The sequence below is a fragment of the Nonomuraea maheshkhaliensis genome (genome assembly GCF_039529435.1).
Lineage (GTDB): Bacteria > Actinomycetota > Actinomycetes > Streptosporangiales > Streptosporangiaceae > Nonomuraea > Nonomuraea maheshkhaliensis.
Map to the genome: position 1 here is coordinate 18,473 of NZ_BAAAMU010000045.1, position 20,640 is coordinate 39,112.

The 20,640-nt window shown below is 73.1% G+C and carries 12 protein-coding genes and 2 pseudogenes; 2 read left to right on the forward strand and 12 right to left on the reverse strand.

Annotated features, from left to right (window positions below; genetic code table 11):
* Positions 1-23: 23 nt before the first annotated feature.
* From ABFX54_RS27720 to ABFX54_RS27760, 9 genes and pseudogenes are all read right to left on the reverse strand, one after another.
* Positions 24-854, reverse strand: coding sequence for a carbohydrate ABC transporter permease (locus ABFX54_RS27720; protein WP_346109461.1), 831 nt, complete (start codon positions 852-854; stop codon positions 24-26).
* Positions 851-1,246: a carbohydrate ABC transporter permease gene (locus ABFX54_RS27725; protein WP_346109463.1), complete on the reverse strand. Its 396-nt coding sequence runs from the start codon at positions 1,244-1,246 to the stop codon at positions 851-853. Before ABFX54_RS27725 ends, ABFX54_RS27720 begins: the two co-directional genes overlap by 4 nt.
* On the reverse strand, positions 1,228-1,614 hold the full coding sequence (locus ABFX54_RS27730; RefSeq protein ID WP_346109465.1) for a carbohydrate ABC transporter permease: 387 nt from the start codon (positions 1,612-1,614) through the stop codon (positions 1,228-1,230). Before ABFX54_RS27730 ends, ABFX54_RS27725 begins: the two co-directional genes overlap by 19 nt.
* Position 1,615: 1 nt before the next feature.
* Positions 1,616-1,843 (reverse strand): hypothetical protein, encoded by a 228-nt coding sequence (locus ABFX54_RS27735; protein WP_346109467.1) that lies wholly within the window; start codon positions 1,841-1,843, stop codon positions 1,616-1,618.
* Between the two features lie 277 nt (positions 1,844-2,120).
* Positions 2,121-2,882: pseudogene (locus tag ABFX54_RS57050) on the reverse strand (extracellular solute-binding protein); the annotation flags it as partial.
* Entirely contained in the window at positions 2,855-3,865 is a 1,011-nt protein-coding gene (locus tag ABFX54_RS27745) for a hypothetical protein (RefSeq protein ID WP_346109470.1), read from the reverse strand. The gene ABFX54_RS27745 and the pseudogene ABFX54_RS57050, both read right to left, overlap by 28 nt.
* On the reverse strand, positions 3,862-6,417 hold the full coding sequence (locus tag ABFX54_RS27750; protein WP_346109472.1) for a family 78 glycoside hydrolase catalytic domain: 2,556 nt from the start codon (positions 6,415-6,417) through the stop codon (positions 3,862-3,864). The genes ABFX54_RS27745 and ABFX54_RS27750 overlap by 4 nt, the downstream gene beginning before the upstream one ends.
* A gap of 14 nt (positions 6,418-6,431) precedes the next feature.
* Complete coding sequence (locus tag ABFX54_RS27755; protein WP_346109474.1) at positions 6,432-7,931, reverse strand: alpha-L-fucosidase; 1,500 nt, start codon at positions 7,929-7,931, stop codon at positions 6,432-6,434.
* Positions 7,928-9,964, reverse strand: coding sequence for a beta-galactosidase (locus tag ABFX54_RS27760; protein ID WP_346109475.1), 2,037 nt, complete (start codon positions 9,962-9,964; stop codon positions 7,928-7,930). Before ABFX54_RS27760 ends, ABFX54_RS27755 begins: the two co-directional genes overlap by 4 nt.
* 142 nt (positions 9,965-10,106) lie before the next feature.
* Here ABFX54_RS27760 and ABFX54_RS27765 point away from each other — a divergent pair, with 142 nt between their 5' ends.
* Both ABFX54_RS27765 and ABFX54_RS57055 read left to right on the forward strand, forming a co-directional pair.
* Positions 10,107-13,058, forward strand: a complete 2,952-nt coding sequence (locus tag ABFX54_RS27765) for a glycoside hydrolase family 2 TIM barrel-domain containing protein (RefSeq protein WP_346109477.1) — start codon at positions 10,107-10,109, stop codon at positions 13,056-13,058.
* A 451-nt stretch (positions 13,059-13,509) separates the two neighbouring features.
* A pseudogene (locus tag ABFX54_RS57055) lies at positions 13,510-13,618 on the forward strand (DapH/DapD/GlmU-related protein); the annotation flags it as partial.
* A 1,231-nt stretch (positions 13,619-14,849) separates the two neighbouring features.
* Here the strand turns inward: ABFX54_RS57055 and ABFX54_RS27775 are convergent.
* The 3 genes from ABFX54_RS27775 to ABFX54_RS27785 form a co-directional block, all read right to left on the reverse strand.
* Positions 14,850-15,959: a GDSL-type esterase/lipase family protein gene (locus ABFX54_RS27775; protein ID WP_346109481.1), complete on the reverse strand. Its 1,110-nt coding sequence runs from the start codon at positions 15,957-15,959 to the stop codon at positions 14,850-14,852.
* Positions 15,960-16,043: 84 nt separating this feature from the next.
* On the reverse strand, positions 16,044-18,914 hold the full coding sequence (locus ABFX54_RS27780; protein ID WP_346109483.1) for an alpha-L-rhamnosidase: 2,871 nt from the start codon (positions 18,912-18,914) through the stop codon (positions 16,044-16,046).
* Positions 18,911-20,617, reverse strand: coding sequence for a glycoside hydrolase family protein (locus ABFX54_RS27785; RefSeq protein ID WP_346109485.1), 1,707 nt, complete (start codon positions 20,615-20,617; stop codon positions 18,911-18,913). Before ABFX54_RS27785 ends, ABFX54_RS27780 begins: the two co-directional genes overlap by 4 nt.
* Between the last annotated feature and the right edge of the window lie 23 nt (positions 20,618-20,640).

Below are 20,640 nucleotides of genomic sequence, written 5' to 3' on the forward strand. Positions count from 1 at the left end.
GAGGTCCTCCGTCTGGATGGGGGTCAGCCCTTCACCCCGGTGAGCGTGATGCCCTGGATGAAGGTGCGCTGGGCCAGGAAGAACAGCACGATGACCGGGATGATGATCACCGTGCTGGCCGCCAACAGCGGCCCGAACTGGGTGCTGTACTGGGTGGAGTAATAGGTGAGCCCGAGCGACAGCGTGTACATGTCGGAGTCGGACAGGTAGATCAGCGGCCCCAGCAGGTCCCCCCAGGCCGCCAGGAACTGGAACAGCGCCACGGCCGCCAGCGCCCGCTTGGCCGGCGGCAGCACGATGCGCGCGTAGATGCGCAGCTCGCCCGCGCCGTCCACGCGGGCGGCGTCGAGCAGGTCGCGGGGGATGCCGCGGAAGAACTGGCGCAGCAGGAAGACGAAGAACGGCCCGCCGAAGAAGTGCGGCACGATGAGCGGCAGGTAGGTGTTGGTCCACCCCATCTCGCGGAAGAGCGAGAACAGCGGCACCATCGTCACGTAGAACGGGATCATCATGGTGGCCGGCAGCGCCACGAAGACGACGTTGCGCCCCGGCCGGTCGATGTAGGCCAGCCCGTACGCGATGAACGAGCTCGACAGCACCGCCCCCAGCGTCGAGAACACGCACACGATCATCGTGTTGAGGAAGTAGCGGGCGAACGGGAAGACCTGCAGCCCGTCCACGTAGTTCGAGAAGGTGATCTTGTCGGGGAACCAGACGACGGGGAAGGTGTTCAGCACGTCGACCGTCTTCAGCGACGTCGTCACCATCCACACGAACGGCAGCAGGAACACGATGCCGAGCGCGATCAGGACCGCGTGCGCGGCCATCGCCCGCATGAGCCGCCGGTACATCATCGGCCTCCGTAGTAGACGCGCCGCCCGGCCAGCCGGAACGTGGCGACCGTGATGGCGGCCACGATCGCGAAGAGCACCCAGGCGATCGCCGACGCGTAGCCGACCTTGAAGTACGGGAAAGCGTTCTGGTACAGGTACAGGCCCGACACCAGCGTGGAGCCCGCCGGGCTGCCCGTGCCGCCGGTCATGACGAACACCGGCGTGAAGAACTGAAAGCCGCCGATCAGCCCGGTCACCAGGGCGAACAGCAGGTGCGGGCTGACGTACGGCAGCGTGACGTGGCGGAACCTGGGCAGCCAGCCGGCCCCGTCGGAGGCGGCCCGCTCCCGCAAGGTGACCGGCACGTCCTGGAGCCCGGCCAGCAGGATGACCATCAGGTTGCCGACCCCCACGCGCTCATCACGATCAGCGCCGGCTTGGCCCAGGCGGGCTCCGACAGCCGGCCCGGCCCGGTGACGCCGATCTTGGCCAGGGCGTCGTTGAGCAGGCCGTACTGGGGGTCGAAGATGTACATCCAGAGCACACCCGAGGCGACCGCCGGCACGATCGTGGGCAGGTGGAACACCGTGCGGTGGACCGAGCGCCCGCCCACGCCCAGGTTGAGCAGCAGCGCCAGCCCGAGCGCCACGACGATCCCGAGCGGGACCGACCAGAGCACGATGCAGAGCGTGTTCCCCAGCACGGGGTAGCCGGTGAACCACAGCAGCCCGATGATCGCCGGCGAGGTGAACACCAGCCCCCAGAGGACGTTTCTCCGCATCTCACAGTCCCATCTGGTTCTTGAACCGCTCGGCCTCGCGGCGGGTGTTCTCCTTGACCACGCGCAGCGCCTCCTTCGCGGACACCTCGCCATACACCGCCCGCGCCACGTGGATCTCCAGTTGCTGGCTGAAGTAGTTGGTCTCGGGCAGCGACGGCTTGATGTGGGTGGCGGCCGGCATCGCGTCGTACGAGGGCCGCAGGATCGGGTCGGCCCGCATCCGCTCCATGGCGGGCGAGCCGAGGTAGCCGGGCGGGTAGTTGACGGTCTCGAACTCGGCCAGCGTTCCTTCCGGCGTGGCCGAGAACCAGCGCAGGAACTCCCACGCCGCCTCCGGATGCCGCGCCTCCGACGGGATGAACGCGCCCCAGCCGCCGATCCACGTGCCCGCGCCCGGCTTGGCGGCCCCTGGCGGCCCCTGGCGGCTCGTACGGCAGCAGCGTCGAGCCGTACTCGAAGTCCGGCCGCGCCTCCAGGATCTGGGTCACGCTGCGCGGCCCGAGCGGGGCCATGCCCATGTGGCCGTAGCCGAAGGGGTTCATCCGCAGGGTCGGCGGCGACACGTTGAGCCGCTCGGCGCCGCCCAGCGAGCGGGCGTACCCGCCCATCCAGTCGACCGCCGCCACCACTCGCTCGTCGTCGGGGGCCACCTGCCCGGCACGCGGGTCCACGAAGTCGCCGCCGAAGGCGAAGCCCCAGGTGAAGGCGGCGTTGGCGAAGCCCGCGACCTGCCAGGGCACCAGCCCGACGCGGTCGGCGCCGGCGCGGCCCACCCGCGTGATGTGCCGGGAGAACTCGTTCACCTCGGAGACCGTGCGCGGCGGCCGCTCGGGGTCGAGGCCGCATTCGCGGAACAGCCGCTTGTTCCAGTAGAAGGGGAAGTTCGGGTCCACGTCCCACTGGAGCTGCCAGATCCGGTCCCGCCAGCGCATGTCCTGCCAGACGGCCGGCAGGAAGTCCTTCTCGCCCAGCCCGGCCGAGCGGACGAGGTCGGTGAGGTCGGTCATGATGCCCGGCTCCGCCCACCGCGGCACCTGGAACGGGATGACCATGGCCAGGTCGGGCGGGTCGCCGGCGGCGATGGACACCAGCAGCTTCTGCTGCTCGCTGTAGAAGGTGATGTTCACCCGCCGGCCAGGGGCGGGCTTCTTGCTGAGGCCCTGCGTGTTGGCGGGCGGGCCGCCCTCGACCACCCGGCAGCCGGACAGCGCGGCCAGCCCGGCCGCCCCGGCGAACGTCTTCAGCGCCGCGCGCCTGCTCGCGACCATGCCACCGACACCCCCCGCCGCTCGGTCATCGTGTGCGCGCCCACCCGGTACGGCTCGGCCCGCCGCACCGCCGTGTAGAAGTGGTGCAGGCGCCCGTCGCGGGCGACGACGGCGGGCTTGTGCGCGTAGGTGTCGTCGGCCGAGCCCGGCGGCCCCACGTCGACCAGGATCTCCGTGCCCTTCTCCCAGGTCCGCAGGTCGCGCGAGACCGCGTACCCCTCGCGGGCGTGGCCGTCGAAGGAGAGCCCGAAGTAGAACATCACCCACCAGTCGCCGTCGCGCAGCACGCACGGGTCGGAGGCGAAGCGCTCGTCGAACGCGCCCGCGCCGCCGTTCGGGATCACCGGCGTGCGCCCCGGCCGTTCCCAGTGTTCGAGGTCGGGGGAGACGGCGTAGCCGATCTGCTCGCGCCAGCCGTCGTAGGTGCGGTTCTTGGCGTTGTAGAAGCAGTAGTAGAGGCCGTCGTGGCGCAGCAGCCACGACTTGTACAGGCCGCCGCGCTCCCACGCGCCGCCGTCCTGCGGGCGCAGCACCGAGCCGGTGTCCGTCCAGCTCAGCAGGTCGTCGCTGACGCAGAAGCCGATGATCGCGGCGCCCGTCTCCATGCCGGGCTCCGGATAGGCGTGGTACGTGCCGACCGCCCGCCCGCCGATCCTGCTCACCTGACCGTCCGAGTGCAGCCGGTTGTCCCGCACGATCGAGGTCAGCGCCGCGTTGTAGCTGCGGTAGGGGTGACCGGGGTCGCGGGGGAGCACCACCTGACCGGGTGACCAGGACTCCAGGTCGCGCGAGCGGCTCAGCGCGGTCTGGTAGCCGGTCCCGTCGAAGCCGACGTACGTCATCAGGTACTCACCTCCGTCGGAGGCGACGAACGGGCAGTCCACGAAGAGCTCGTCGAAACGGCCGGGCTCGCCCGACGGCGCCACCAGCAGGCGGTCCGCCTTGTACGGGGTCCTGATCCTGGCCGGGTCGTAGCCGCTCATCGGCGGGCCTCGAACGTCCAGCGCCCGGCGGGCACGCCCCAGGCCCCGGCGCCGAGCTCGACTGCCTCGGCGGGCGCCTGGTGCCGTTCGAGGCCGTCGCCGCGCAGCGAGTCCGGCAGGCGCACCTCGGCCGTCGAGCCGGGCGGCACCTCCACCTCCAGGGTGAACTCCTCCGCGGAGCGCCGCCACGACACCGCGGCCCGCCCGTAGGGGGTCTTCGTGCTCGCCCGCACCGACTCCAGGTCGCCCGGCGCGGCGGGCGCGACGAGCAGCCGGCGGAAGCCGTTCGACCCCTGGGCCTGGCCGAGACCGCCGAGCCCCCGGTAGAACCAGGAGTCGATGGCGCCCAGCATGTAGTGGTTCTGCGACAGCCCGAACGTGGGGCCGTCCCATGCCTCGGTCAGGGCGGTGGCGCCGTGGCGCACCTGGTAGCCGTAGCTGGGGTGGCTGGTGGAGGTCGCCCACGCCCACAGCGCGTCGTGCCGGCCGGCCCGGCCGAGCACCCGGAACAGCGCGGGCAGCACGACCTCGCCGACCGTGATCTCCCCGGCGCGCACGGCGTCGCTCAGCCGGTCGAGCGCGTCCGGCTCGTCCGGGGTGAGGCCCATGTCCAGGGTCAGGATCCGCGCCGCCTGCGTGCGGCAGCCGGCGAACCGCCGGGCGAAGGCGGCCACGATGTCCTCGCTCAGCGCCGTGTAACGCTTGGCGTCGTCGTCGCGGCCCAGGACGGCGGCGGCCCTGGCCATGGTGGCGGCCGCGCGCCAGTAGCCCCAGGTCGAGGGGAGCGCGACGGGCGTGGTGGAGTCGGGGGCCAGCCAGTCGCCCAGGCCCTGGCTCGTGACGCCGTCCTCGGCCTGGCTCGTCAGGTGGCCGACGTAGCGGCGCATCGCGTCGTAGTGCGTCACCAGCGCGGTGGTGTCGCCGTAGCGGCGGTAGAGCTGCCACGGCATGCGGACGATCGCGCCGCCCCAGTTGGGGTCGTCGCGGAAGCCGCCGTCGAAGACCAGGTACTCGGGGGCGATGTCGGGGACGAGGCCGTCCTCCGTCTGGGACTCGGCGATGGTGACCAGCAGCTCACGGCAGTAGGCGGCCACGTCGTAGTTGTAGGCGACGACGTCGAACAGCAGATGGGCCTGCTCCAGCCAGCCCAGTTTCTCCCGGTGCGGGCAGTCGGTCAGGACGCTGTACATGTTGCCGCGCACCGCGCGGTCGATGATCGTGTGAATGTCGCCGAGCAGCGGGTCGGAGGTCTCGAACGTGCCGATGTGCTCGTTGTCCGCGCGCAGCACCAGCGCGGTCAGCGCCTCGGCGCCGACGTGCTCGGGCAGGCCCTGGGCCTCGACGTAGCGGAAGCCGTCGTAGCGGAAGCTCGGGTGCCAGCTCTGCGGGCCGTCCTTGGTGATGTACGTGTTGAAGATCGGCGCGCCGGTCGTGGGCTTCGACTGCACCACGCGGCCGAAGGCGTCGAGCTGGTCGCCGGGCAGCAGCCGCAGGTACCGGCCGGCCGGGAGGTCGAGCCGCAGCCCGGGCCAGCCGGCCACGACCGCGCCGACGTCGAAGACGGGGGTGCCGTCGGTGGCGACGAGCTTGGCGGTGGCGGGCAGCTCCTCGGTGATCCTGATCGGCGGGCAGGCTCTCGCGCGCAGCATGCCGGTCCCCTCGGGCCTGACGGTCACCGGGCGCCAGCCCGAGCGGTCCGTGCCGGGGGTGTCCCAGCCGGGAAGCTCCAGGCGGGCGTCATAGTCCTCGCCGCCGTACCAGTGCGAGCGGGTGGCCGGCCCCTGCGTGGCCCGCCAGTCCGCGCCGGTGGTGAAGCGGCCGGAGGTCCCGTCGGCGTAGCGGACCTCCAGCTGCGCGATGGCCCTGGGCGCGCCCTGGGAGCCGTAGAACTTCATGTAGCGGTCCTGGTGCGGGAAGACGTGCGCGATGCCGGGGCCGAGGGCGACGCCGATCGCGTTCGCGCCCTCGCGCAGCAGCGCCGTCACGTCGTGGGTGGCGTACACGACGCGCCGGGTGAAGTCCGAGTACGGCGGCTCCAGCACGGCGTCCGTCACCGGCGCGCCGTTCACCGAGGCCACGTAGACGCCCAGGCCCGCCACGTACAGGCGGGCCCCTTCGATCGGCCCGGCCAGGGTGAACTCGCCCGCGAGCAGCGGTAGCGGGTGCCCTTCTCCGGCCCGCGGGTCGTTCCGCTCGTCGTACCAGTCCGGGTGGGTGATCCAGGCGGCGCTCCAGTCGGTCTCCTCCAGCAGCCCCAGCTCGAAGCGGGCCGGCTCGCTCCAGCCCGACCAGGTCCCGTCCGCGTCGCGCACGCGCACCTGCCAGTGCGGGGTGGCGCGGCTGGTCAGGGCTCGTCCGTCGTAGGTGACGCGCTGGTCGGGGGAGTCCACCTCGCCGCTGTCCCACAGGTCGCCCGCGCCGGGGGAGGTGCCGGCGCGCACGTGGTAGCCGGTCTGCGCGGGGGTGCCGGTGAGCTGCCAGCTCAGCGGGGGGCGGGTGAGCTCGATGCCGAGCGGATCCGTCAGGTCGCAGGTGCGGAGGTTCGTCACCATGCAGGAGCTCCTCGTCAGGTGATCTTGATCATGTGGGCGGCTCGGGTGGGCGGCTCGGGCGGCAGGTCCGCGTAGAGGGCCGCCGGTTCCAGCCGCCAGGGGACGGGGCCGTGGCCGAGCAGTTCGACCTTCGCCGGGGCGCGCTCCAGCAGCTCGGCCGCCGTGCCCAGGCTGGTGATGGCGGCGCGGCGGTCATCAGGCCAGGCGAGCAGCGTCGCGTAGACGGCGTCGCCGCGCCGGGTGAAGCGCACGTCCGTGGGCCGGTAGGCGCGGTCGGCCTCGTTGTAGTGCTCGTATCCCTTGACCTCGCCCAGGCCGGTCGTGCCTTCGGCGGCGCGCAGCCAGGGCGTCGTGCCGTACACGCCCTCGCCGCACACCCGCAGCCAGGCGCCCACCTCCGCCAGCAGGTCGCGGGCGCGGGCGTCCACCGTGCCGTCGGCGTGCTGGGGGATGTTCAGCAGCAGGCAGCCGTTCTTGCTGACCACGTCGATCAGCGTGTGGATCACCTGCTGGGCCGACTTGCGCGGATGGAACATCGGGTCGTCGTCCGAGCAGTCGAACCACTCGCCGTCGCTGGTGTCGAACTGCCACGGGTACGGCTGCGCCGTGTCGAGCTGGCGGCGCTCGCTGTCGAGCAGCACCGCCGTGCGGTCGCTCTCCGGCACGTCCTTGATCGTCACGATGCCGCCGGTCGGGCACGTGTTGTAGTAGTGGGCCAGCAGGTCCAGCCCGGCCTTGCTGACCGGCTCCGACTCCACCACGCTGCCCTCGTCGAACGGCAGCCGGCCGTCGTCGAGGTAGACCAGGTCGGGGCGGTAGCGGTCGAGCGCCTGGCGGACGCGGGCGTAGAAGCGCTCCGACTCCCCGGCCGGCGGCCTGGCGCCGGGGTCGTGCCGGCGGGGGTAGAGCTCGGCCGGGTCGAGGCCCTCCCACCAGGTTCCGGCGCCCTCGCGCGCGGTCAGCGCGCCGTCGTACGGCTCACCGGTCTCCTGGTCCCGGCCGTGGGCCACGTCGAGCCAGCGCCAGGTCCAGTTCTGGTGGAAGCTGAGCCCGAACGGCAGCCCCGCCGCGCGGGCCGCCCGCTCCCACGCGCCCACGATGTCGCGGCCTGGCCCTACGCGGGCGGCGTGCCAGCCGCGCTCGCCCGAGTCCCACAGGTCGAAGTTGTCGCAGTGGGTGGCCAGGGCGACGAAGTAGCGGGCGCCGCTGGCGGCGTAGAGGTCGATCAGCTCGTCCGGGGCGAAGCGCTCGGCCCGCCAGCGCGGGAACAGGTCCTTGGCGCCCTCGCGCCGGCCGAAGTGGGCGCGGTGGTGAGCCCGCTGGCGGGTGGCCCGCCGGCTCTCCCACGGCTCCGACCAGGGCTGGGTGCCGTAGAGGTGGCGGGCGTACCAGTCGCCGGAGCGCGCCACGGACTGCGGGCCCCAGTGGGACCAGATGCCGAACTTCGCCTCGCCGAACCACTGGGGGATCCGATGGCCGCGCAGCGACCGCCAATCGGGTTGGAACGTCGTCATTTCACCACTCGTACGTCGTAGGGGGCCAGCCGCAGCGGGCCGGGCCGCAGCGCCTCGCGGCGGCCGGTGACCTCGGTCGCCGGGCCGGTGATCGTCACCGTGCTCTCGTGGCCGGACCAGTTGTGCGCGAACCAGAGCCGCTCGCCGCGGACGTTGACCGCCGAGTGCACGCTGACCTGCGGCGCGTCGGCCACCACGAGCCGGCTTGAGTCCGGGGCGTCCCGACGGAACAGCTCCACCATGAGCCGGCGGCCGGGCAGCGTGCCCACGTAGGTCACGGTGCCCGCGCCCACGCGGTGCCGGGTGATCGCGGGCCAGCGGCCGAAGTGGGGGTGGTCGTAGTGCGCGAGCGGCTCGGCGCCCTCGGGCTCCAGGCCGTCGGCCCAGTGCCTGGCCACGTCCCGCCCGCCGGGCCAGCGCACGGGGACCGGCTCCAGCAGCGTCGAGTATTCGAGGTAACGCACCCCGGCCAGGGCGCGCAGCGGGCCGGGCGCGACCTCGGTGCGCGCTCTGGCCTCCTCGTCGGCGTAGCCGGTGCGGAAGGTGAGGATCAGGTGGCCGCCGTCGCGTACGTACGCCTCCAGCTCGCCGGCGAACCCCTCGGACAGGCAGTAGAGAGCGGGTACCACGATCGTAGGCAAACGTTTGAATTGCGCGGGCGCCATGAACGCCGCCTGCCGTCCCGCGTCGGCCGCGCCCTGGTAGAAGGCGGCCACGACGCGTTCGTAGGAGTCGGGGTCGGGGGAGCGGCCGTCGAGGGTGAGCGGCGGCTGGAAGCCCAGCGCCCACTTGCTCTCGTGCGCGTACACGAATCCGACGTCGGCGTCCGGCGTGAGCCCCGTGAGGTCGTCGCCCGCCCGGTCGAGCTCCGCGCCCAGCGCCGCCACCTCGTCGTAGACGCGGCCTGGTTCGAGGGCGTGGCCGAGGATGCCGCCCCAGTACGTCTCCGCGCCGTACGGCAGCGTGTGCCAGTGCCAGTACGAGATCATCTCCGCCCCGCGGGCCACCAGGGCCCAGGCCGCCTGGCGGAGCTGCCCGTCGTACGGCGGCAGGTTGAGCTGCGAGCCCGCGATCGACGTGGCGTTGGTCTCGGTCACCCAGAACCGGTCCTGCCGGGAGGCGTACATGCGGTCGGCCGCCTGGAACAGCCCGGCGGGCGTGGTGGTGAACCAGGAGATCTCGGCGGGCGCGTCCGCGTCGTCGTGGACCAGCGCGTCCTGCGGCAGGTAGTAGGCGTTGCCGCTGGTCACCGTCAGGTGCTCCGAGAGCCGCACGTCGTGCAGCGCGGGCCGCTGGTAGGCCAGGCACGTGGTCAGCGCGCGGTCCCCGGGGACCAGCTCGCGGACCAGATCGGCCTGCCAGGCGATGAACTCCGTGGTCAGCTCGGCCTGGAACGTGCGCCAGGCCAGGTCGTAGGAGGGGGTCGTGTTGCCCTCGGGGCGCCACAGCTCTTCCCAGCCGGCCAGGCGGTGCGACCAGTACGTCAGCCCCCACTCCTCGTTGAGGCGCTCGACGTCGCCGTACCGCTGCGCCAGCCAGGTCTTGAACCGCTCGAACACCGGCTCGTTGTGGATGAGGTGCAGGCCGGGCTCGTTGTCGAGCTGGACGCCGAGCACGGCGGGGTGGCCGCCGTGCTCGCCGATGACGGCGCGGACGACCCGCTCGGCGTACCGGAGGAAGACCGGGGAGGTGAAGTCCACCTCCTGGCGCGCGCCCCAGGGGATCCGGCGGCGGTCGGCCCGCTCGACGGCCAGCTCGGGATGCTCGCGCTGCAACCACGGCGGGACGGCGTAGGTGGGCGTGCCGAGCAGCACCTTCATGCCGCGCTCGTGCGCCGCGTCCAGGATCGGCGTCATCCAGTCGAGGGCGAACACGCCGTCGCGTGGCTCCCAGGTGGACCAGACGGACTCGCCCATGCGGATGGTGTCGATCTTCGCCCGCGCCATGAGGTCGAGGTCGCGTCCGAGATCGGGGGCGCGCTGGTATTCCCAGTAGTAGGCGGTGCCGAATCGGATGCCGGGTGGAGGCGTCATGAGATCCCCAGCGAATGTTAAAACGATTTACCGAATGATATATTTATTCACGAGCTGATGTCAATGCCTGTGAGATCTGGTGTCGTGCGGGGCGGCCTTATAGGGTTAAAACGTTTTGTCTCACTCGGGAGGACCCGTTCGGATGGCCGATTCCCCTCTACCCTTCCACGAGGACCCGGCGCCCGGCTCCGGACGGCGGCCGGCCCGCGCCGAGTTCGTCTCCGACGCGCCCCGGCTCTCGCTCAACGGCCGCTGGCGCTTCCGGCTCTCCGGCACCGCGGACGGGACCGGCCCCTCGCTGCCCGGCCCGGACCTCGACGACAGCGGCTGGGACACGATCCGGGTACCCGCCCACTGGGTGCTGGAGGGTCACGACCGGCCCATCTACACCAACACGGCCTACCCGTTCCCCATCGATCCGCCGTACCTGCCGGACGAGAACCCCACCGGCGACTATCGCCTCCGCTTCGACCTGCCGCCCGGCTGGCCCGCCGGGCGCAGCGTGCTGCGCTTCCAGGGGGTCGACTCCTGCGGCACCGTCTGGCTCAACGGCGAGCTGCTCGGGCACTCCAAGGGCAGCAGGCTGCCGTTCGAGTTCGACGTCACCGGGCTGGTCAGGCCCAGGGACAACCAGCTCGCCGTACGCGTGCAGCGCTGGTCCTCCGGCAGCTACCTGGAGGATCAGGACATGTGGTGGCTGCCGGGCATCTTCCGCGACGTGGAACTGCTGTCCCGGCCGGAGGGCGGCATCGACGACTTCACCGTCCGCGCCTCCTACCGCGACGGCGCCGGCACCCTTCTCGTCACCGCCGACGCCCCCGGCCACGTGGAGGTCCCCGAACTCGGCGTCGCCGCCGCCACCGGCGAGCGGGTCACCATCCCCCGGGTGGAGCCGTGGAGCGCCGAAAATCCCCGCCTCTACCGCGGCACGCTCACGGCGGCCGGCGAGACGATCGAGCTGGCCATCGGCTTCCGCACGGTCGAGATCGTCGGCGGGCGGCTCCTCGTCAACGGCGCCCCCGTGCTGTTCCGCGGCGTCAACCGGCACGAGCACGACCCCGACCGCGGCCGCTCCCTCGACCGCGCCACCATGATCCGCGACATCGAGCTGATGAAGCGGCACAACGTCAACGCCGTCCGCACCGCCCACTACCCGCCGCACCCGGAGTTCCTGCGCCTGTGCGACGAGTACGGGCTGTGGGTGGTCGACGAATGCGACATCGAGACCCATGGCTTCATCTACGCCGGCTGGGACGGAAACCCGCCCGCCGAGCCCATGTGGCGCGAGGCGCTGCTCGACCGCGCCCGGCGCATGGTCGAACGCGACAAGAACCACCCGAGCGTGGTCGTCTGGTCGCTCGGGAACGAGAGCGGCGCCGGCTCCGCCTTCGGCGACATCGAGGACTACATCCGCCACCGCGACCCCACCCGGCCGCTGCACTACGAGCGCGACCCCAGCTACCGGCACTCCGACTTGCACAGCCTCATGTACCCGTCCCTGGACGATCTGGAACGCATCGGGCGACGGGCGGAGGAGCCTCCCGAGGGGATCGAGCCTGACTCGCCGGACGACGTGCGCCGGCGGGGGCTGCCGTTCCTGCTCTGCGAGTACGCCCACGCCATGGGGAACGGGCCCGGGTCGCTCGCCGACTACCAGGCGATTCTGGAGTCGTACGAGCGGTTCTGCGGAGCGTTCGTGTGGGAGTGGATCGATCACGGGCTGGCCGGGAGGGACGCGCTGGGGCGGCGGTACTACCGGCACGGCGGGGACATCGATCATCAGCCGAACGGGGAGCGCTTCTGCCTCGACGGGCTGCTGTTCCCCGACCGGACGCCGTCGCCCGGGCTGGCCGAGCTGCGCAAGGCGATCGAGCCGGTGCGGATCGCGGTGGAGGGTGGGGAGGTCGTGGTGCTGAACAAGTACGACTTCCTGTCGCTCGCGCATCTCGGCTTCCGGTGGTGTGTCGAGCGGGATGGGGTCCGGATCGCCTCGGGCGTCCTGACCGTCCCCGACTGCCCGGCCCGCTCGGCAACGCGCCTCCCCCTCCCCCAAGCGGCCACCGATGCGTCGGGCGGCGGGTCGGACGGTGAGACGTGGCTGACCGTGGAGGCGGTGCTGGCCGAGGTCACCGGCTGGGCTCCGGCCGGCCACGTGATCGCTTGTGGCCAGACCCGCCTCGACCAGCCCGCCCCACCCCCTCCCACCCCGGTCATCGAGCCGGGCGCCACTCCGGCGATCGGGCCGGAGGGTGGGGGAGAGGAGCTGCGGCTCGGACCGGCGGTCTTCGACGGGCGCACCGGACGCCTGATCCGCATCGGTGAGCTGGAGCTGGACGGGCCGGTGTTCGACGTGTGGCGGGCCCCCACCGAGAACGACCGGGGCCAGGGCCCGAGGAACGCGCTGGCCGCCGACTGGGAGGCGGTGGGCCTGGACCGCTTCCTGCACAGGTGCACCGCCGTCGAACGCCCCGACGACGGCACGATCGTCGTCAGGGGACGCAGCGGCCCCGCCACCCGTACCCTCGGCTTCCGCACCACGTTCACCTACCGGCTGCGCGGCGGCGGGCTGCACCTGCTGATCGAGGCCGACCCCGTGGGCGACTGGCACGACACCGCCTACGGCCACCTCGACGTCAACCCGCCCCGCATGGGCGCCAGGTTCGCGCTGCCCGGCGGCTACAGCGAGGTCACCTGGTTCGGCCGGGGCCCGGGGGAGTCGTACGCCGACAGCCGCGCCGCCGCCCGCGTCGGCAGGCACGCCCGCTCGATCGACGCCCTGCAGACCCCGTACGTCGTGCCCCAGGAGAACGGCAACCACGTCGAGACCCGCTGGCTGGAGCTGTCGGGGGCGGGCCTGCCCACCCTGCGCGTGGACGGCGAGCCGCTGCTCGACTTCACCGCCCGCCGCTGGACGAGCGAGGCGCTGCAGGCCGCCCGCCGCCCGCACGACCTGACCGACTCGGGGCGGGTGTGGCTCAACCTGGACCATGGTCAGCAGGGCATCGGCAGCGCGTCGTGCGGCCCCGCGCTGCCCGAACGCTACCGGCTGGCCGTCCGCCGCTACACCTGGTCCCTGACCCTGACCCTGCACTGACCGCCCCCGCACCTGGTCGATGACGCCGACCCCGTACCGAGAGGACGCCGACCCCATGACAGGACCGTCCAAGTTCGACTTCCGCCCGTGGCTGTTCTGGGACCACGCGACCGAGGAGGACCGCCGCGCCCAGGAGGTCCACCTGGCCGGCCTCCGCGAGGTGATCGGGCTCGACGCGGCGGGGAAGGTGTTCATCTCGCCGCTGGCCGCCGTGCACACCGACCGGCTGCGGATGGGCGACTTCTGCTACATCGCCGCCCACGCCTATGTCACCGACGACGTCTCCATGGGGTCGGACTGCACGGTCAACCCGTACGCGGTGGTGCGGGGGAAGGTGTCGCTGGGGGATGCCGTACGGATCGGGGCGCACACGTCCCTGCTGGGCTTCAACCACTCCACCGCCCCCGACCAGCCCGTCTTCCGCCAGCCCATCACCAGCCGGGGCATCCGCGTCGGGGACGACGTGTGGATCGGCTCGAACGTCGTCGTGCTCGACGGGGTGACGATCGGCGACCACGCCGTCATCGGCGCGGGCTCGGTCGTCACCAAGGACGTACCCGCCTGGGCCATGATGGCCGGCAACCCGGCCCGTCCCCTCCGCGACCGCCGCCACCCCCGCCCGTCCACCACCTCAGGGGACGGGCTGGAGGGACGGCTCGGTGCGTTCGCCGAGCGGGCGCGGGAGCAGGCGGGGGAGGTGCTCGCCCGCTGCTGGACCGGCGAACGATACGTCGACCGTCCCGGCGCGCGGCCGGCCGCGCGGGCCTGGGCCGACGCCGTCGAGATCGCCGACCTGCTGCTCGGCGGGCCGCCGCCGACCCCGGCCCGCGAGGAGATCGTCGCCTTCCTGCGCGACCGCCAGGACCCGGCGACGGGCCTGGTCCCCGAGATAGGCGCACCCGGCTCGCCCGAGGCGGCCGACGGCGGGCGGCCCGAGCTGGAGGGCATCACCGCCTACCACGTCCTGTCCGTCGGGTACGCGCTCGACCTGCTCGGCGCCCGCTTCGAGCACCCGATCGCGGCCGTCTCGGACCTCGCCCCCGAGGACCTGCTCGCCACCCTCGACGGGCTCGACTGGGCGCGCAACGCCTGGACGGCCGGGTCGTGGGTGGACGCGTTCGGGACCGGGCTCTATCGCAACCTGTCCGATTTCGGGGTACGCGGCGCGAACCTGGAGACCCTGTACGGCTGGCTGCTGACCCGCTGCCGCCAGGCCCACGGAATGTGGGGCGAACCGGACGGGGACGCCGGCTGGCTGCAGGTGGTCAACGGCTACTACCGGCTGACGAGGGGGACGTTCGCCCAGTTCGGGCTGCCGCTGCCGTACCCCGAACGGGCCGTGGACACGGTGCTCGCCCAGTCACGGGACCCCCGCTACTTCGGCCCGGACACCGGCAACGCCTGCAACGTGCTCGACGTCATCCACCCGCTCTGGCTGACCGGCCGCCAGACCCTGCACCGGCGCGCCGAGGGCGAGGCGTGGGCCAGGGATCAGCTCGGCCGCGCGCTCGGAGGCTGGCAGGACGGGGCCGGACTCAGCTTCGCCCTGACCGTGGGGCCGGGCGAGACCCGCACGCCGGGGCTCCAGGGCACGGAGATGTGGCTGGCCATCATCTGGCTCCTGTCCGACTACCTCGGACTCTCCGACACCCTGGGCTACCGGCCCCGTGGGGTCCACCGCCCGGAACCGGCCATCCACCTCCCGGTCTGAGTGGTGGGTGGCCTGTCCGGTCCGTTCGGAAGCCGGATGGCCCGGCGGGCTGATCGGCCGCGTCGGCTACCGGTGCGGGGTCATGGCGCGGGCGGGTGGTTCGGGCGGAGTGAGCGCAGGTCCACCGCGGCGGCCATCGCCCGGTGGCCGGCGGCGCTCGGGTGCAGGTGGTCGCCGCTGTCGTGGCGGGGCAGGAGGCGGGCCGGGCCGGCGGGGTCGCGCAGGGCCGCGTCGAAGTCGATCAGCCCGTCGAACGCGTCGTCCTCGCGGACGAAGGCGTTCACCTCCTGACGGGCCCGTTCCGCGTCGGGACTGTGGAAGACCGCACCGGCGAACGGGGTGACGGTGGCGCCGATCACGCGTACCCCGGCGGCGTGCGCGGCGGTGACGATGCGGCGGTGGGCGGCGATGAGGTCCTCGGCCCGCGCGCCCGCCCCGAGATCGTTGACGCCCGCCGCCAGGATCACGACGTCGATGCCCGGCTTGGTCAGCACCTCGGCGGTGAGCCGCTCCTCGGCCGCGCGGCCGGTGCCCGCCACCAGCACCTTCCCGCCCGACACGCCCTCGTTGACGACCGCGATCCCGCTGCCCCAGGCCAGGAGGTCGGCCCAGCCGTGGCCGGTTTCTGCGCCGACTCCGGTGGTGAGCGAGTCGCCGAGGACGGCCACGGCGGACACCGGCTCGGGCGCGGCGACGATCAGCGCGTCCAGCCAGTGCCAGACCGCCGCCTCCTCCGTGTACGCGCCGCCGTCCTCGTCGGCCGCGTGGTCGCCGGGCGTCGATCGGTACACGGGTGAAACGGCGGCCTGCTGCCCGTACGCCGGGGCCGTGGCACGGTTGCGGCCGGTCAGGACGCCGCTGCCGCCCCGCAGGTACAGGCTGACGGCGAGCCGCTGCCGGGCCTGCACGGGGCCGGGCAGCGGGTCGCTGAGCACCGTCGCCCCCGGGGCCAGCCGCACCTCGGCCCGGCCCCCGAAGGTCAGCCGCCGGTTGGCCCCCGTCGCCAGCGCCGCCCCCGCCCGCCCGGCGCTCGTCCGGCCGTCGGTGTCCCGGGGTTCGGCGACGTATGACGGCGGGGCGGCGTCCAGTGCCGCGCCCACGTACACGTGGCCGAACCTCACCTCCCGGTCCCCGAACGCGTTGGTCAGCCGGACCCGGAGGCCCGTGCCGCCCACCGTCGTGCGCACCACGTTCCGTACGGTCAGGTCGCGCAGTGAGCCGGGGAGGCGTTCGGCGGGGGGCCGCCCAGGTGGTCACCGGGCGGCCGCCGCCGGTCAGGGGCGCCACGTCGCGGTGAAGGAGTGGAGCCCTGAGCCCGCCTCGCACACCAGCACCCGCCCGGTGGCCGGTGGATCGGACGGTCGTGCCGACTCCGGGTCGGTCACGGGTGCCGGGCGGCCCGATGAGCGGACCGAGGCCGGCTCGGTGGTGGGGACGTGGATGGTGGCCAGGGCGCCGGGCGGGATGCGGACCTCCAGGCGGAGCGTGTCCCCGTCCAGCTCCCACCGGCTGCCGAGCCGCCCCAGCGGGGTCTCGTACTCGGCGGACGCCCACCGCAGCAGCCCCCCGACCAGCGGCCGGACGACCGGCCGGCGGTAACCGGCCGAGTCGTCCCGCTGCCCGAGCCCGGCCACCCCGCCGTACAGCCACGCCCCGACCGAGCCGAGCGCGTAGTGGTTGAAGGAGTTCATGGCGACGGGCCCGAAGCCCGCCTCCTCCGTCCAGCCGTCCCACCGCTCCCAGATGGTGGTGGCGCCGCGCTTGATGGAGTACCCCCACGACGGGTACCGGTCGTCGTGCAGCAGCGCGTACGCCAGGTCGGCGTGCCCCTGCGCCGAGAGCACCGGCCCGAGCAGGCCCACGCCGGCGAAGCCGGTGGTCAGCCGCCGCCCGCGCCGTTCCAGGTCGGCCACCAGGTGCCCGACGGCGGCGGGCACGAGGCCGGCGGGCACCAGGTCGTGCGCGAGCGCCAGCAGGTAGCCGGTCTGCGTGTCACCGGTGATCCGCCCGTCCGGCGAGACGAACTCCCGCGCGAACGCCTCCCCGATGCGGGCGCGCAGCCCCGCGTAGTGGGAGTGGGTGTCGAGGTCCCCGAGTACATGCGCCGCCCTGGCGGTCAGGTCGGCGCTCAGCGCGAAGTACGCGGTGGCCATCACGTCGCGGGAGGTCCGCACCCCGGCCTGCAGCCAGTCGCCGTAGTGGCTGCCGACCCGGTGGCGCCAGACGAGGCCGGGGTTGTGCCGTTCGACGTGGTCCACCCAGCGGCGCATGCTGGGCAGGCTGTCGCGCAGCACGCGCTCGTCCCCGTACACGCGGTAGAGGTGCCACGGCACGACCGTCGCGGCGTCGCCCCAGCCGGGCGTGCCGTGCCGCTCGGTCATGACGTGCGGCACCACGTCGGGCACCGCGCCGCCCACGGCGTCCTGGGCGCAGCGCAGGTCGGCCAGCCAGCCGGTGAAGAACGCGGCCACGTCGGCGTTGTAGCAGGCCGTGGGCAGGAACACCTGCGCGTCCGCGGTCCAGCCGAGGCGCTCGTCGCGTTGCGGGCAGTCGGTCGGCACGGAGACGAAGTTGTCGCGCTGGCTCCAGCGGATGTTGCTCATGAGCTGGTTCACGGTGCGGTCGGAGCAGGTGAAGTCGCCCGCCACCGGTGTGTCCGAGTGCATCGCCCGCCCGGTCACCTCGATGCCGACCGCACGGCTGCCGGTCACCTCGACATCACCGGCGCTGCCGGCGGTGGCTCCGTCCGTACGGTCGCCGGGCGGGTGGGTCGTGAGTTCGACGTAACGGAAACCGTGCACCGTGAAGCGCGGTTCGAACGTCTCCTCCGCCCGCCCCGCCGCCACATAATGATCCGTGGCCTCGGCCGAGCGCAGGTTGTCGGTGTAGAGGTCGCCACCGGCGGTCAGGGCCTCCCCGTGCCTGAGCGTGACGTGGGTGCCGGATACCGCGCCGCGCAGCGTCAGGCGGACCCGGCCGGCGATGTTCTGGCCGAGGTCGACGATGGTGCGGCCGTCCTTCACGACAGTCTCGACGGGCACGAGGTCCTGCGTCACCCGGACGGGCTCGGCGGCCGACGGCACCAGGACGGAGAGGTCGGTGTCCGCCACGCGGGCGGGCGCCCAGGAGGAGTCGTCGAAGCCGGGCAGGTCCCAGCCGTCGTGCTCCAGGCGGGCGTCGTACCACTCGCCCATGAGCAGGTCGGCGTAGCGCAGCGGCCCGGTCGTCTCGCGCCAGCTCGCGTCGGTGCCGATCACGGTACGGGAGCCGTCCGCGTGCTCGGCCACGAGCTGGACCAGCAGCTGCGGATGCCGCCCGTACCGCTGGGCCTGCTGCCGGCCGTCCCAGCCGAGGCTGCCCGACCACCAGCCGTCCGCGAGCACCGCCCCGACGCACAGCGGGCCACCCTCGGCCAGGGCGGCGTCCCCTACCAGCTCGGTGATGTCGTACACCTGGTAGGGGACACGCCGCCGGTACTCGGTCCAGCCGGGGGTCAGCTCGCCGTCGCCGACGCGGTGGCCGTTGACGCGCAGCTCGTACAGGCCGCGGGCGGTGCAGGCGATCCTGATCGCGGTGGCAGGGCGCAGGCGGACCTCGCGCCGGAAGTGGCGCGGCGCGGGCAGGTGCGACGTGCGGACGGTACGCGGCTCGCGGTCGTCCGTGGGCGGCTCGAAGGGCGGCTCGGTCTCGGGGTCGTGCCCGATCCAGGCGGCGGCCCACTCGTCGGCGTGCAGGACGCCGGTCCCGAACCACGACTCCGCCGCCCGCGTCACGCCGTCGGCGGCCCGTACCTCGACCCGCCAGGCGTAACGGGCGAACGACGTCAGCGGCGCGCCGCCGTAGTCGACGCTCACGTCCTGGCCGTCGATCCACCCGCTGTCCCAGGCCACGCCGCTAGCTGGGCCGCCGGCCGGACCGCTGACTGGACCGCTGACTGGGCTGCTGACTGGGCCGCTGACTGGGCCGCTGACTACGGTGACGCGGAAGGCGGCCTGCGCGTCGCCGCGCCGGTCGGAGGCCAGCCGCCAGCTCAGCCTGGGCACGGGCACGCCGATGCCCTGCGGGGTGCCGAGGTGCTCGCAGCGCAGCGCGTACGGGGTCAGCGTCTCCGCGGACGGGACGTCCGCCAGGTTCCAGCCGCTCACCAGGCCCACTCCCGCTCCGGCCGGGCCAGGGTGTAGTCGCGCCGTGGCGCGGTCGGATGGACCTTGCGCCCGCTGTACATCGGCCGGGCCGTCCCCTCCGGGCTGATGCCGATCACGTCGTCGCCGCGCCAGCGCACCTGGTACTCGCGCTCCGCCGCGACCTCGGTGCTCGTCGTCTCCGGCACGGGGAAGGTGACCGTGACGCGTTCACCCCGGCGCGGCGCGGGGATCGACAGGTAGCCGTCGGGGGCCCACACTCCTGCCTCCGCGCCGTCGTGGTCGCCGGACGGGCGGGAGACGCGGACCTTGGCGTACCCGGCCCAATCGGGCACCCGCAGCCGCAGCTCGGGCAGGTCCTCGTGCACGTCGAGGTCCACCCGGCCCTCGTGCGGGAGGTGGCTGAGCACGGTGACGCTCCGGGTGGCGCGGGTGAGGAGCAGGTTGACGCGGGTCACCCGGTCGTCGGCGGTGACGATCGAGTTCCAGCCCCAGAACAGGCCGCGCACGCCGGAGCCGACGCAGCACGCCTGCACGTCGGCGGTGTGCCCACGGCCCAGCTCGACGTCGCAGACGTAGTCGTTGGGCGCGCCGTAGCCGGCGAAGGCGCCGAGCACGCGTTCGCCCACGCGTACGTGCGTGGTCCAGCCGGGCTCGTCGCCGGAGGTGTCCTGGGCGGACTCCACCCAGCTCAGGTCGAGCAGCTGCGACTCCACGAGGTGGTTGCGCAGGAACCGCTCCACCACCCCCCAGTACGCGGTGTGGCCCGAGCGGGCCAGCGTGGTGCCGGTGCCGATGAGGTCGACCAGGGAGCAGCTCTCGTGCTCGTAACGCTGGTCGGCCAGGTCACCGGGCGTCCAGCCGAACGCCGTGGCCTGGCCGAGCGCCCAGTCGTAGGCGCGGCGCACGAACGCGGTCAGCTCGTGGTCGCCGGTGTGGGCGGCGTACCTGGCGAGTCCTTCGAGCGTGCCCAGCCGGGTGTGGAAGTGGCCGCTGCGGTAGGCGCGCGCCGCGTTGAAACTCCCGTCCTCCCCATAGACGCCGCTCTTGTGCACGATGAGCCGGGCGAACCAGCCGCACAGCTCCAGCGCGTCCTCGTTGCCCGTGGCCTGGTGGTAACGGAGCAGCGGCATGATCAGCCGCCCGCTGAACGAGGCGGGGTCGGGGGCGAGGTGCAGCGCGATCGCGTTGGGCGAGGGCCAGCCGGCCGGCGTGTACTCGGAGGCGGGGTAGAACCACACGTCCCGCTCCTTGATCGCGATCCGCTTGAGCGCGGCCACGTGCCGGTCGGCCAGCTTGCGCGCCTCGGGGTCGCCGTCGGAGACGAACCGGGTGGTCAGCGCGAGCAGCACGGCCCGCTGGTCGATCAGGTTGGCGTTGGCCGCCCACCCCACCTCGGGCCGGGCCGGCCGGTAGCTCAGCCCGTCGTCGCCGAAGAAGCCGATCAGCCGCTGCCGGAAGCCCTCCTCGGCCTTCCGCCAGGTCTCCTGGCCGGTCATCTGCCTGGCCAGGACGCAGGCGTCGAGCAGCCGGCCGTGGCTGGAGCCCCAGTCCCAGTCGCCGTGCCGCAGCACCGCCGGACGGGCGAGCAGGTCGGCGCTGAAGTACGGTATGCCGCCCATGTCGTCGTCCGGCAATCCGGTCACCGCGTTCATCGCCAGCGCGGCCCGCTCTTCGAGCAGCACCGTGTCGGGGATCTCGGACATCGCCATCCTTCCGTTGCACATAA

Bases quoted from the DNA above. Each gene is read 5' to 3' on its own strand.
- ABFX54_RS27745 (WP_346109470.1), bottom strand. From the start codon at position 3,865: ATGAGCGGCTACGACCCGGCCAGGATCAGGACCCCGTACAAGGCGGAC.
- ABFX54_RS27785 (WP_346109485.1), bottom strand. From the start codon at position 20,617: ATGTCCGAGATCCCCGACACGGTGCTGCTCGAAGAGCGGGCCGCGCTG.
- ABFX54_RS27750 (WP_346109472.1), bottom strand. From the start codon at position 6,417: ATGGTGACGAACCTCCGCACCTGCGACCTGACGGATCCGCTCGGCATC.
- ABFX54_RS27765 (WP_346109477.1), top strand. From the start codon at position 10,107: ATGGCCGATTCCCCTCTACCCTTCCACGAGGACCCGGCGCCCGGCTCC.
- ABFX54_RS27720 (WP_346109461.1), bottom strand. From the start codon at position 854: ATGATGTACCGGCGGCTCATGCGGGCGATGGCCGCGCACGCGGTCCTG.
- ABFX54_RS27760 (WP_346109475.1), bottom strand. From the start codon at position 9,964: ATGACGCCTCCACCCGGCATCCGATTCGGCACCGCCTACTACTGGGAA.
- ABFX54_RS27730 (WP_346109465.1), bottom strand. From the start codon at position 1,614: ATGCGGAGAAACGTCCTCTGGGGGCTGGTGTTCACCTCGCCGGCGATC.
- ABFX54_RS27735 (WP_346109467.1), bottom strand. From the start codon at position 1,843: ATGGAGCGGATGCGGGCCGACCCGATCCTGCGGCCCTCGTACGACGCG.
- ABFX54_RS27755 (WP_346109474.1), bottom strand. From the start codon at position 7,931: ATGACGACGTTCCAACCCGATTGGCGGTCGCTGCGCGGCCATCGGATC.